7 protein-coding genes are annotated in these 12,825 nt (G+C 70.1%); 3 read left to right on the top strand and 4 right to left on the bottom strand.

What is annotated here, in order from left to right; all coding sequences use genetic code 11:
* Positions 1 to 62 precede the first annotated feature (62 nt).
* From SMIR_RS08875 to eccE, 4 genes are all read right to left on the bottom strand, one after another.
* Complete coding sequence (locus SMIR_RS08875) at positions 63 to 1,934, bottom strand: ABC transporter substrate-binding protein (protein WP_168496212.1); 1,872 nt, start codon at positions 1,932 to 1,934, stop codon at positions 63 to 65.
* A gap of 357 nt (positions 1,935 to 2,291) precedes the next feature.
* A complete protein-coding gene (locus SMIR_RS08870; RefSeq protein WP_212726849.1) occupies positions 2,292 to 5,585 on the bottom strand; it encodes an SCO5717 family growth-regulating ATPase in 3,294 nt (1,097 codons plus the stop codon).
* A 358-nt stretch (positions 5,586 to 5,943) separates the two neighbouring features.
* A complete protein-coding gene (locus SMIR_RS08865; protein ID WP_422664415.1) occupies positions 5,944 to 6,810 on the bottom strand; it encodes a hypothetical protein in 867 nt (288 codons plus the stop codon).
* 5 nt (positions 6,811 to 6,815) lie between these two features.
* Complete coding sequence (eccE, locus tag SMIR_RS08860) at positions 6,816 to 8,144, bottom strand: type VII secretion protein EccE (protein ID WP_212726848.1); 1,329 nt, start codon at positions 8,142 to 8,144, stop codon at positions 6,816 to 6,818.
* A gap of 197 nt (positions 8,145 to 8,341) precedes the next feature.
* Here eccE and eccB point away from each other — a divergent pair, with 197 nt between their 5' ends.
* The 3 genes from eccB (at position 8,342) to SMIR_RS08845 (ending at position 12,718) form a co-directional block, all read left to right on the top strand.
* Positions 8,342 to 9,871, top strand: coding sequence for a type VII secretion protein EccB (eccB, locus tag SMIR_RS08855; protein WP_212726847.1), 1,530 nt, complete (start codon positions 8,342 to 8,344; stop codon positions 9,869 to 9,871).
* A gap of 55 nt (positions 9,872 to 9,926) precedes the next feature.
* Positions 9,927 to 11,141 (top strand): type VII secretion-associated serine protease mycosin, encoded by a 1,215-nt coding sequence (gene mycP, locus SMIR_RS08850; protein WP_348774744.1) that lies wholly within the window; start codon positions 9,927 to 9,929, stop codon positions 11,139 to 11,141.
* 185 nt (positions 11,142 to 11,326) lie between these two features.
* Positions 11,327 to 12,718, top strand: a complete 1,392-nt coding sequence (locus SMIR_RS08845; protein WP_248003158.1) for a BamB-related PQQ repeat family beta-propellar protein — start codon at positions 11,327 to 11,329, stop codon at positions 12,716 to 12,718.
* Positions 12,719 to 12,825: the final 107 nt, after the last annotated feature.

Here is a 12,825-nt window from a genome sequence, read left to right as displayed (position 1 = left end):
CTCATTCGCTCGTACGTTCATGGGGTGCCCGTGGGGGTCGGGGGACGGGTGACAGGGGAGGTCTACTCGCGGTCCTCGGCCGTGGCACGGCGCCGCATCGCGAAGAACGCCCCGACGCCCGCGAGAACGACGACGCCCGCGACGATGCCGATGATGACGCCCGTCGAGCTCGAACCGTCGGAGGACGCACCGGAGGCGTCGGCCGGAACCGCCGACCACCAGCTCCAGTAACCGTCCTGGCCGTAGATGTTGCCCGCGGCCCTGGGCATTGTCTCGATCGACTTGATCTGGTCGGTGCGGTAGGCCTCGACCGCGTTCGGGTACGCCATGACGTTCATGTACCCGGTCTCGTAGAGCCGCGACTCCATCTGCTTGACGATGTCCGCCCGCTTGGCGGTGTCGTACTCGGCGAGCTGCTGGTCGTACAGCTCGTCGTACTTCTTGTCGCAGATGAAGTTGTCCGTGGCGCCCGTGTCCTTGGGAGTGGCGGGCAGCGCCCCGCAGGTGTGGATGGACAGCACGAAGTCGGGGTCCGGGTTGACGGACCAGCCGTCGAAGGCCAGATCGTACTTGCCGGCCAGCCAGGGGTCGGTCACGTTGTCGAGGCAGTTGAGGGTGACGCCGATGCCCAGCTTGCCGAACCACTCCTTCACGTACTGTCCGACCGCCTTGTCGTTCGGGTCGGTGGCGTGACAGAGGATCCGGTAATCGATCGGCTTGCCGTTCTTCTCGACGCGCTTGCCGTCGGCATTCTTCTTGTAGCCCGCCGCGTCGAGGAGCTGGGCCGCCTTGGCCGGGTCGTACGCGCGCTCCTGGCCCGCCGACGGCTTCCAGTAGTACGTGGAGAAGCGCGGCGGGATGTATCCCTCGCCCTCGACGGCGTGGCCCTGGAAGACCTTGTCGATGAGGGTCTTCCGGTCGATCGCCATGAAGAGCGCCTGGCGCACCTTCTGGTTCAGCAGCGACTCGGCGCCGTCACCGAAGTGCTTGCCGTCCTTGGACTGGGCGCCGGGGTTCGTGGCGAGGGCGTAGAAGCGACGGCCCGGAGCGTCGTTGACCTTGATGTTCGGCTCGCCCTTGAGGGACGCAGCCTGGGCGGGGGTCAGCGCGGGGGAGCCCGCGACGAAGGAGACCTCGCCCTTGCGCAGGGCGGCCACCGCGGCGTCCTGGTCCTTGAAGTACTTGAAGACCAGCTCGTCGAACTTGGGGGCGCCGCGCCAGAAGGTCTTGTTCGGCTTCAGCCGCACATAGCTGTCGGCCTTGTAGTCGGTCAGGACGAACGGCCCGTTGCCGACGATCGGGAAGCTCTGGTCGTTGTTGAACTTCGAGAAGTCCTTGACCTTCTCCCAGATGTGCTGGGGGACGATCGGCACATCGAGCGCGCCCATCGTGGCCTGCGGCTTCTTCAGCTCGATGACGAGCTGGGTGGGGCTCGGGGCGGTGACCTTCCTGAAGTTGGTGACGAAGCTTCCGTTGGCGGTGGCCGCGCCCTGGTCCGTCATCATCTTGTTGAACGTCCACGCCGCGTCCGCGGCGGTGGCCTGCTGACCGTCCGACCACTTGGAGTTCGAGCGGATCGTGTAGGTCCAGGTGAGCTTGTCGGCGGACGGCTCCCACTTGGTGGCCAGGCCCGGGACGGTGTGGTTGTCCGCGGGGTCGTAGTTGGTCAGGTACTCGTACATGAGCCGGTGGATGCTCGTACTGAGCAGGCGCGAGGCCAGGAAGGGGCTCAGCGAGTCGACGCTCTGCGCGACCGCGACGGTGAGGACTTTCTTGCTCTCCTTGGCCTGCTGGCTCCCCTTGGCCTGGGCCTGTTGCGGGGCCGGGTTGAGCGGGGTCGCGAGACCGGCGGAGAGGGTGAGCGCGGCGGCGGCTGCGGCGGCGAGGAGCCGGGGGCGCAGACGTCCTCTGTTGGGCTGATCGTGTCTGTTCATGGGTCGGTGACCTCGCGTCATCGCTCGCACAGGGATGGCTGGTTGACCTACTGGATCAGGGTGATCGGGGGACGCCGGCGGGATTGATGTGTGTGTCTATCAGCGGCGGTCTCGGCGCGTCAACGGCGCGTGAACCCCGTGTGGCCTGCGGAAATAACGAGTTGGCGCGGATTTTTCGCTCATTGGTTCAGACCGGTGAAGCCCTCCTGGCCAGGGGGTGACGCCCTGTTGCGTGCCTGGACACGCGAAAGCCCGCACCCTGGGGGAAGGGCGCGGGCCTCGGCGAGAAACGGTGCCCTTGAAGGGCCCGATCGGGTTACCGATGTCCGGTTGTCGACGTCTGGCGTCGATGGCCGGTTACTGCTGTGGGGGTGCGGGCGGGGGAGGGGTCTGAGAGGGCTGGCCCTGGTACGGCGGGTAGGGCTGACCCGGCTGACCCGGCTGACCCGGCTGACCCGGCTGACCCGGCTGGCCGGGCTGGAACTGCTGGCCCGGCTGCGGATAGGCCTGGCCGGGCTGTGGGGGTCCCGCGTACGGCTGGCCCGGCTGCTGGGGATAAGGCTGCTGCCCCGGCATCGGCGCTCCAGGCACTCCCTGCGGGTAGGGGTACTGACCCGGCATCGGCGGGGCGGCCACCGGCGGCGGGTTGCCGTCGTTCGTCCACAGCCCGTGCGACTGCTGGTGCCGGACGATGTCCTCGGCGACCAGCGCGGACAGGTTGAAGTACGCCTCCCGCACCTTGGGCCGCATCATGTCGAGGTCGACCTCGGCACCCGCGGCCAGGTGCTCGTCGAAGGGCACGACCACGACACCACGGCAGCGCGTCTCGAAGTGGCCGACGATGTCCTCCACCTTGATCATCTTTCCGGTCTCGCGGACACCGGAGATGACGGTGATGGAACGCGACACCAGTTCCGCGTACCCGTGCGCCGACAGCCAGTCCAGCGTCGTACTGGCGCTGCTGGCACCGTCGACGGACGGAGTGGAGATGATGATGAGCTGGTCGGCGAGGTCGAGCACCCCACGCATGGCGCTGTACAGCAGACCGGTGCCCGAGTCGGTCAGGATGATCGGGTACTGCTTGCCCAGGACGTCGATCGCGCGCCGGTAGTCCTCGTCGTTGAAGGTCGTGGAGACGGCCGGGTCGACGTCGTTGGCGATGATCTCCAGACCGGAGGCGGCCTGTGAGGTGAACCGCCGGATGTCCATGTACGAGTTCAGGTACGGGATCGCCTGCACGAGGTCACGGATGGTGGCCCCGGTCTCGCGGCGCACCCGGCGCCCGAGCGTGCCCGCGTCCGGGTTGGCGTCGATCGCGAGGATCTTGTCCTGCCGCTCGGTGGCGAGCGTGGAGCCGAGCGCGGTGGTGGTCGTCGTCTTGCCGACACCGCCCTTGAGGCTGATGACGGCGATCCGGTAGCACGACAGCACCGGCGTCCGGATCAGCTCCAACTTCCGCTGCCGCTCGGCCTCTTCCTTCTTCCCGCCGAGCTTGAACCGCGAGGAGCCGCCGGAGGGGCGACCGCTCTTGGCCTTCTGCTTCTTGTTGTTGAGCAGCCGGTCGGAGGACAACTCCACCGCGGCCGTGTACCCGAGCGGGGCGGCGGCCGGGTTGGTGGGCTGACGCTGGTCGTGCTGGATGGGCTGCGGCCAGGCGGTTCCGGTACGGGGGTCCACCGGCGGCTGGGGCTGCGCCTGCTGGGCCTCCGGCTGCGGTCCCGGGTGGGGCTGCTGCGGGAAGCCGTAGCTGCCCTGCTGGGGCGCGTTCGGAGCCGGGGGCTGGGGGAAGCCGTAGCCCGACTGCGGGCCGGGGGCCTGCGGTGCGGGGGGCTGGGGCGGGTTGGCCCGCGGCGCGTCGGTCTGTGGCGCGGCGGCCTGCGGTGGGGTCGGCTGGGGAGCGGGGGCGCCCGTCTGCGGGAACCCGTAGCCGCTCTGCTGCGGTCCCGGCTGGGACGGGACGGGGGCGCCCGTCTGCGGGAACCCGTAACCGGTCGGCGGGGCCGGGGGGTTGGGCGCGGCGGGAGCCGGGATCCCGGGGTGCGGGAAGCCGTAACCGTCCTGCGGCGCGGGCGGGGCGGGCGGCGCGGGAGTGTCGGCGACCGGCGGGGCCACGGGGCCCGGCGCGGGCGGCGTGCCCTGCGGATGCCATGCGGCGGGCGCGGGCTGCGGAGCCTGCGGCTGGAACGGCGGCTGCGGCTGGGCGACCGGCGGTTGCGGCGGGACCGCCGGCTGGGCGGGCGGCGGTCCCGGGTGGGGCTGCTGCTGGGACTGCTGATGGGGGAAGCCGTAGCCACCTTGCTGGGGCGGCACGGTCGGCTGTCCCTGCGCGGCGGTGGGCTGCGGCGGGACGGGGGCCTGTCCCTGCGCGGCCGTCGGTTGCGGCTGCTGAGGGGGCCCGGGCTGCGGTGGCACGACCGGCTGGGGCGAGGGCCACTGGGCCGCGGGGGCCGGGGCGGCGGGCTGGTAGGCGGGCGGCAGCGGCGGCAGTCCGCTCTGCGGCATCGGCGGGGGAGCCCAGGCGGTCGCGGCGGCCTGCGCGTCCTGCGCTATGTCGGTCCCGGCGTTCGGCGAGGTGTCCTGGGGCCAGTCGTCGAAGACATCGGCCTCCTGCGCCGCCGCGTCCGGGGTTACGGGGGCCTCGGGAGCGGAGTCCTGAGGCGCGGTCTCCGCCGTCGCGGCAGCAACGAGCCGCTCGCCCTCCGCGTCAGCGGCACCCTCGGTACCCACGGCACCCTCGACGTCGCCGTCCGAGGCACCCGCGGGCTCCTTGAAGCCACCGTCGGCTGCTGCCGCCGCTGCGGCGTCCTCGGAGTCGTCGTCGCCCGCGTCGGCCGGTACCTCCGAGGCCTCGGCCTCACCGAGCGGTCCGTCTTCACCACCGGTCGGGTCCGTCTTGTCGGCCCCGACGTCCGTGGACTCCTGCCCGTGTCCCGCGGCGGACTCAGTGGCGTCGGAGCCGTCGCCCGCAGGGGCGGTGCCGGAGCCGTCGTGCTCGCTCGTGCCCGCGTTCGCGCCTTCCGTCGACGGGGGCACCTCCCCGCCTGCCGCGGCCTCACCGGAGGCAGGGGCAAACTGCTGCTCCCCGACCGGCACGGCGGGCGCGCTCAGTTCGAAGTCACCGCCGGTCGTGTCCTCGCCTTCCGGTCGGTCACCGACCGACTCGCCCTCGGCGCCGGCGGTGTCCCCGGCCGGGCCGGCGGCCGTTTCCTCGGCGGCTCGGGCCGCGGCCTCCCGCTCAGCGAAGTCACGCTTGAGCGCGGCAGCGGAGAACCTCATGGTCGCGCCGCTCTCGATGTCACCGCTCCCGAGACCGGCCTCGTCGGCCGGTACGGTCGGCGGCGTCCAGGCAGGCTGCGATCCGGACGCGGGCACGGCCGGAGACACCGGCGCTGCCGGCGGAACGGGCGCTGCCGGCGGAACCGGTGCGGCCGGGTCGAACGACACCGGCGCAGCGGACGGCGCGGGAGGAGCCGGGGGAGGTGGAGTCGGCGAGGTCTGGGCCGAATGGCCCGACGCGTTCTGCGTGTACCAGGCGGGCGGCGCGTAGTCGATGGTGAACTCGCCCGTCGCCTCGACGGCGGACTCCGCGTCGGACTGGTCATCGCCGGGTGTGGCCCAGCCCCCGCGGATCCCGTCCCGATCGCTGTTCACAATTCCTCCTGGTGTGGTCAAGCACCCTCAATGCCGTGCTGACGCGACCGTTCGCTTCGCGTCTCACTTCGCGTCTGTTCGTGCGAAGCGCGGGCGGGTCCGTCGACGGGTGGGTCGAGGGATACGGGTCGCGCCCGGTCCCAGCCTAATCACCACGAGCGCCACGACGGCAGGCCCGTCCGCCCCTCCGCACGGGTCCGCTCCGTCACACCTTGCCCAGAAGCGGCGTACGCACGCGTCAAGGGAGTAAACAAAACGGGCAATCGTGGTGAACAAGCCGGGCGCGACAAGGGGGAAATCATTCCCAAAGGTCCAATTGCGGACCGATGTTGAGTCGGTGATGCCCGGGGGCGCCGGGTCAGTCCATCCTGCGCGGCGTACCGAACAATCCGGTCTCGGCGTCCGTGGGCTGAGTCATCACGTACTGCCGGTCGCGGTCGGCGCACCAGAGCGTGACCCCGTCGGCGAGCGTGGGCAGCGAGTCCACATCGCCTCGGGGCAGCGCCAACGCCCGCCCGATTTCAGCGGCTTCGTCCGGTGAGACCCGCTGCACGCCGACGAGCCGCGCCTGCCGCAGCAACCGGGGGGCCACCGGGCTGAGATACGGCAACAGCGTCAGCACCGACTGCCAGGGGCCGGAGACCACACGCCCGCGCGGCGGCCGCATCCCGCAGTCGCGCACCACCAACACCGGGTTGCCGGCCGAGGAGCCCTGCGGGGGAACCCGCCCCACGTCGTGCACGCTCATGCCGTTCTGCCCGCCGCCCATGGCGTGCACCATCTGCATCCAGGCCGGCGCCCGTCCCGTCTCCACGGCGACGCGCGCCCCCGTGGCCGCCGCTCTCAGCGCGAGCACCTGCGCGGTCCAGAGACCGCCGATCAGGACGACGTCGTACGGCGTCGGCCGGTTGAGCCCCAGCACGGCGGGCTGCCCCTCGGCGTCCACCCCGATGACGACCCCGTCGTCCCCGATGGGCAGCGCGAGCGAGTCGACCTCTTCCACGGACAGCGAGTGCCGCCCGTGCCGGGGCCCGATCAGCCCGAACCCGCTGCGCAGACGCCCACGCCCACGCTCCGCGAGCGAGTCCGGGGAGCCGGCCGATGCGGCCCCCGAAGCTCCACGAGCTCCCGGATCCCCCGAAGCCCCGGACGGCCCCGAAGCCCCGAACCCACCCGGATTCCCGTTCCCGTACGCCCCCGAGGCGGTGGCTCCACCTGTGGTCATGGCCATCAGCGAACACCCCCGAGAGGCAGCGTGGCGAGCACACCGGGCAGCTGCTCGCGATCGAGCCGGGCCAGCCCCGTGCCGGCCTGGCGGGCGGCGTGCTCCAACGAGCGGCGCGCCGCGACCAGTTCGTCGTCGCTGCGGCCGGTCACCCGCATATGCCCGCACAGCGACACTTCTTGGCGCTCCCCGCGCCGCAGCGTCAGGCTGAAGGTGGTGGCCAGCGCGGGCACGGCCGTGAGCAGCGCGACGAGTTGCGGCAGGGAAGGTCCACCGCCACCGCCCAGTTGGGGCCAGCGCCGCACCCAGTACGTCGTGTGTCTGCGGTTGTCGCAGCGCCAGCTGCGGCCGGACTCCTCGGTCCGCCGCGCGGGCAGGTCGGTGCGTCCCGCCTCGGCCGTCACCAGAGGGTTGGCACACGCCGAGGTCGCCACCGCCGCCGTCAACTCCTCCTCATTGAGCACCGTGGTACGAAAACCCGCCCCCGTGAGCCGACTCGCGAGATGGTCCGCGGCGCGCACGACGCACTTCTGCGCCCCGACGAGTCCACCCCCGCGCGCGGCCACCGCCTCCGGGCACAGCTCCGGATCGAGCTTCAACGCGATCCAGGTGATGCGCACGGCGGGCGCTCCGGTCTGCTCCTGCAGCGGCGCGTAGTTGCTGACGGCCACGGACTGCTGCGGTAGGTGCAACGCGGGCGCGGGCTGCGTGTGCAGCACGATCTGTGCCGACTCCAGATGGATGTCGTCCACGTCCAGCGTGTCCCGCACCAGCCCGAGCGGGAGCGGCTGACGGCTCCGCTCGGCGCGCAGCGCGGTCGCGTCGGCCTCCACCTGAAGGACGGCGGTCACGAACGTACCGTCCCCGATCACGCCGACGGGCCGCCGGTCCTGCGCGCTGTAGGCGGAGGTCCGCAGGCCCGGATCGCACTCCACGGCGGGGGCGAGACCGGGCTCCGTCCCGGGCGGTATCGGCGTACTCACCGCGCGCCGCTGCCGCGCCCGCAACGCCCGTGCCGTGGCGAGCCATTCGGGCAACGAGCGGCCCCGGCGCCGTATGAAGGCGAGGAGGACGAGTGCGACCGCGACGACAGCGGCCGGCATCAGCGCGAACGGACCGACGATCCACCCGACGAGCAGCGCGGCGGCGGCGATTTCCAGCAGAACGATCCGTTGCAACCGGAACGACCCCGACTGCCCGGGACGCACCTTGAGATGCAGCGCCCCCGTCTGCCCCTGAGCCCTCGCGGGCGGCGCGGACCGCTGCGACCGGGGTGCCGAGGAGCCTTGCTCCCGCGACCGGTCACGCGACCGGAACCGCGTTCCGGAAGCCATCACTGCATCCCCCCGTTTTCCTTACAACTCATTGGAACAACGCCACCACACAGGGCCCTTGAAGGCCCCGATACCCTACCCGCTCCACAGGACCGATCCCTTACCAGGCATAGTAGGGGGCCGGTCTGACAACGGAGGGCGGGGGACGGTGTACCCCCGAGCGCCGCCAGGCGATACACGGGGAGAATCAGGCACACATGGCATCTCGGCGGGACCAGCTCAACGCCTACACCTTCGCGAAGCGACGCATGCTCGCGTCCTTCGTCCAGTCGTCTCCCGACGGTTCGGAGGAAGGGGCGCCGCGTCCGTTGCGGGCCGTGCTGCCGGGCACCCTCGTCGGCGTGATCATCATGGCCGCGTTCGGGGCGTGGGGGATGTTCAAACCGACCGCCCCGCAGGGCTGGGACGCCGTCGGCGAGAAGGTGATCATCGCCAGCAAGTCCACCACCCGATACGTGGTCCTCAAGACCGACGGCAAGGTCCAACTGCACCCGGTCCTCAACATGGCGTCCGCGAAGCTCCTGCTCAAGACGGGCAAGGGCGACGTCGTCACCGTCGACGAGTCCATCCTCGACAGGGGCACCATCCCGCGCGGGGTCACCATCGGCATCCCCTACGCCCCCGACCGGCTTCCCGCCGCCTCCGAGGCGGGCTCCACGAAGCGCTGGGCCGTCTGCGAACGCCCGAGCGCGGGCGGCAGGTCCATCCAGAAGGCCGCGTTCGTCCTGGCCTCACGCGACATGGACAAGACCGAGGGAAGCAAGCAGAAGCTGCGGGGCGGCGAACTGCTGTACGTCGTAGGCCCGGACAAGACCCGCTACATCGTCGACGCGAGCGGCACGTCGTACGAGGTCGACAAGAACGACGAGTTGCTGCTGCGCACGCTCGTCGGCTCCGGCCGCGAACCACAGCGGGTGTCCAAGGAGTGGCTGGAGACCCTGCACCCGGGCGACCCCATCACCTTCCCGAAGGTCGTGGGGCAGATCGGCACCGCCGCCGGTGTCCAGGGCAGCCTGTCCGACGAGGCGAACAAGGTCGGCATGGTGCTCAAGGCACCCAACGGTGCGACCGAGCAGTACTACGTCGTGGAGCAGGGAAAGGTGGCTCCTGTCTCGGACTTCACCGCCAAGCTGCTTCTGAACAGCAGCGACCTGGTCAGCCTCGGCCAGGCCGGCAAGGCTCTCGACGTCAGTGCCGGAGCCTTCGTTCCCAATGCGGCCGGGTTCGCGACGGACCACACCTGGCCGAGCCGCATGCCCGTTCCCGTCAACGAGGCGGACGCATCGGACGGGCACCGCAACACCGTCTGCAACGTCCTGCGCGACGTCGACAAGGCCAAGGGCGGGACGACGCTGAGCACTTGGGCGGGCACGGACTTCCCTGCCACCCTCCCGACCGGTTCCTCCAGCGCGTACGTCACTCCTGGCTCCGGTCAGCTCTACCGCCAGTTCCAGGGCGAGGAGACAACGGCGGGTGGTGTCTTCCTGGTCACCGACACCGGCCTGCGCTATGCGATGCAGTCCAACGACGACAGCGCCACGAGTGACGCGGGCATCGGCACTACTGCCAAGGAGCGCAAGCAACTCGAGCAGGAAGCCCGCCTGGCCCAGATCAGCCTCGGCTACTCCGACGTGGACCCGGCGCCCATCCCGGCCGCCTGGTCCAAGTTCCTGCCCACCGGCCCCCGTCTGTCGACATCGGCGGCACGCCAGCCGCAGGGTTCGTAAGGGGGAGTCCATGTCGTACGCACCGGCCGCAAGGCCTCTTCGTACCGTGGTCGTCATGGCCGCGACGATGCTCGCTTCCACTGCCACCGTCGCCCTCGCGCCGCTCGCGTCCGCGGACACGTCCACGGACCAGTGCACCTTCCCGAACAAGAAGTACGCGGGCCGCCCTTGGGCGCTGCAACGCGTCCTGCTGGACGAACTGTGGAGCCAGTCAAAGGGCAAGGGCGTACGGGTGGCCGTGATCGACACGGGCGTGGACGTGAAGAACCCGCAGCTCACCCACGCCGTGGACACGGCGGCAGGTCTCAACCTCCTCCCGAAGAAACTGAAGGACGACAACGGAGACCCGATCGCACGCGGCAAGGAGAACGGCACGACGGACACGGTCGGCCACGGCACCCGCGTGGCGGGCATCATCGCGGCCCGGCCCCTCTCCGGCACCGGATTCGTGGGCCTGGCTCCCGAGTCGACGATCATCCCCATCCAGCAGAACGACGCCGAGGGCCACGGCACGGCGGAAACGCTCGCCACGGCCATCCGGGACGCGATCCGGGCCAAGGCCAACGTCATCAACATCTCCCAGGACACCTCGAACGCGGTGGAACCGGCCCCGGACCTGAAACGGGCGGTGGACGAGGCACTGGCCGCCGACATCGTGGTCGTCGCGTCGGCGGGCAACGACGGCCTGGGCGGCAACGACAAGGACACCTACCCGGCCTCGTACCCCGGCGTCCTGGCGGTCGCCGCCTCGGACCGCAACAACGAACGCGCTTCCTTCTCGCAGTCCGGCGACTTCGTGGGCGTGGCGGCTCCCGGCGTGGACATGATCTCCACCGTCCCCAAGGGCGGCCACTGCTCCGACAACGGCACCAGCTTCTCGGCCCCGTACGTCGCCGGAGTCGCCGCTCTGATCAAGGCGAAGCACCACGACTGGACCCAACAGCAGATCGTGGCCCAGATCGAACAGACCGCGGAGCGCTCGGTGGCGGGCCATGACCGCCTGGTCGGCTGGGGAGTGGTCGATCCGGTCCGCGCCCTGACGGAGGACGACCGTCCCATCGAATCCCCCAACCCTGACGAGGGTCTCTCGAAGGCCGAGGCCCCGACCCCGGCAAAACTGCAACTGGGCGAAACCCCGGACGAACGGAACGCACGACTGGCCACCTACGTGGCTGTGGGGGCGGCGGTTCTGCTGGCGGGGCTCAGCGGGGTGGCGGTGGCGGTGCGGGACGCGCGGCGGAGGAAGCGGCGGGTGGCGGGGGCGGAGTGACGGCCTGGGGTACATGGCTGTTCTCAACACCTCCGATGCCCGGCCACTGATCTGTCGGACATCCATCGCGGTCATCGAAAGGAACTCTCCGCGTGAGCTTCGGCCCACCTCCTTCCATGTACACACACTCCGCTCTGACAGCGGACGGCATACGAAAGAAACGCCGCAGGAGACTCTTCGGCGGGGTGGCAGTCCTGCTGATCGGGGCGCTGTGCGCGGGCAGTTGGCTCCTCTGGCACGGTGACGACGACTCGGCCGTGGCAGCCGGCAAACCGACGGCCAGCGCCGAACAGGGCCCGCTCGACATCCGGGAGACGGTCGAGAGCCGCCCCGCGAACGCGGCCGGACGCATGGCCTTCAGGTTCTCCGCCGACGACATGGCGCCCGGCGAGTCGCACATGATGCCGGGCATGTGGGCGACGGACAAGATCCTCGCCAAGGGCATCAACAGAACCCTCGTGGGCTTCAAGATCGGCAAGGATGCCACCACGGGCGACGAAAGCTGGCGCATCAGACTCGCCGGACCGATCTGCGGTACGACGCGTCATGTGACCGTTGGGGACCGCACGGCGGTCCTGTTCCGGTCCGGTGTCGACACCCACGCACCGTGCGATCACGTGGCCTTCGTCGACCTCGACACGGGCAAGAAGCTTTGGGAGGCCCGGTTCTCCAAGGTGAACGCCCTCTACGACACGCCGAGTGTGACCATGACGCGTGCCACGGTCGCTGTGGCGTGGGGCAAGGGCTCGCAGGCGTATGACATGGACCAGGGAAAACTCCTCTGGACGAGTACCCCTCCCCCTAAGTGCAAGGACGGGGGCCTGGCCGGCGGACGTGCCCTGCTCATCCGGACCGACTGCTTCGACGAGAAGAGCCTCGCCGGATCGTATCGGGTCCGGAAGGTCGACCCCCGCACAGGCAAGGTCAAATGGACCTATCAGGTCGCCAAGGGCGTCCAGAGCGTCTACCTGGTGTCCGCCGAACCCGCCGTCCTCGCCGTGGCGGCGGGCGACGTCGAGATCACCGACCTGATCTCCCTCGACGAACACGGCAAGTACCGCGTCACGATTCGCGTCGAAGGGGGCCACTACGTCGCCGACTGTGTCGATGACGAGGAGGACGGGGCGGTGGACAACTGCCCGACGATCGTGGTCGGAGACGGTCAGGTCTTCCTGACGAGCAGGGAGGACCCCGACGGAACCATCGTGAACAACTCCAACTGGATCATCGGATTCGACCTCGCGACAGGGAAGACGGTCAAGAAGTTCGAATCAGGTCATGACCAATTGCTGCATCCCCTGCGGATGAGCGGTGACCAGCTCCTTGCACTTCGCGAGAGCAGCGACCACATCACGCCCATGGGACTCGTCAGCCTGAACCCGCGAACCGGCAAGGAAACCCCGTACCTCTACTTCGATCTGCCCTCCGAAGCCTGGACGCTCACAGACCCGACACTGAACGACATCATCGTGCAGAACGGACGGATCTTCTTCGGCACGAAGCAGGCGAGCGGGCCGAGCAATGCCAAGGAGAAGGCCTGGGAGTGGCTGGTTCTTGGGGTGGGGAGTGCGGGGTAGATCGTCGAACGGGTGCCCGTCCCTTGCGAGTTCGCAATGGCTACACAGCAACGCCGAATGAGTAGGAGTACTCAGGTCCGTCGCCCTGTGGGCCACGTAGTGTCGAG

The sequence above is a fragment of the Streptomyces mirabilis genome (assembly GCF_018310535.1).
GTDB lineage: Bacteria > Actinomycetota > Actinomycetes > Streptomycetales > Streptomycetaceae > Streptomyces.
The sequence above is the reverse complement of the archived record's forward strand: the minus strand, read 5'-3'. Positions and strand labels throughout refer to the sequence as shown.

Bases quoted from the DNA above. Each gene is read 5' to 3' on its own strand.
- SMIR_RS08875 (WP_168496212.1), bottom strand. From the start codon at position 1,934: ATGAACAGACACGATCAGCCCAACAGAGGACGTCTGCGCCCCCGGCTC.
- SMIR_RS08865 (WP_422664415.1), bottom strand. From the start codon at position 6,810: ATGACCACAGGTGGAGCCACCGCCTCGGGGGCGTACGGGAACGGGAAT.
- eccE (WP_212726848.1), bottom strand. From the start codon at position 8,144: ATGGCTTCCGGAACGCGGTTCCGGTCGCGTGACCGGTCGCGGGAGCAA.
- eccB (WP_212726847.1), top strand. From the start codon at position 8,342: ATGGCATCTCGGCGGGACCAGCTCAACGCCTACACCTTCGCGAAGCGA.
- mycP (WP_348774744.1), top strand. From the start codon at position 9,927: ATGGCCGCGACGATGCTCGCTTCCACTGCCACCGTCGCCCTCGCGCCG.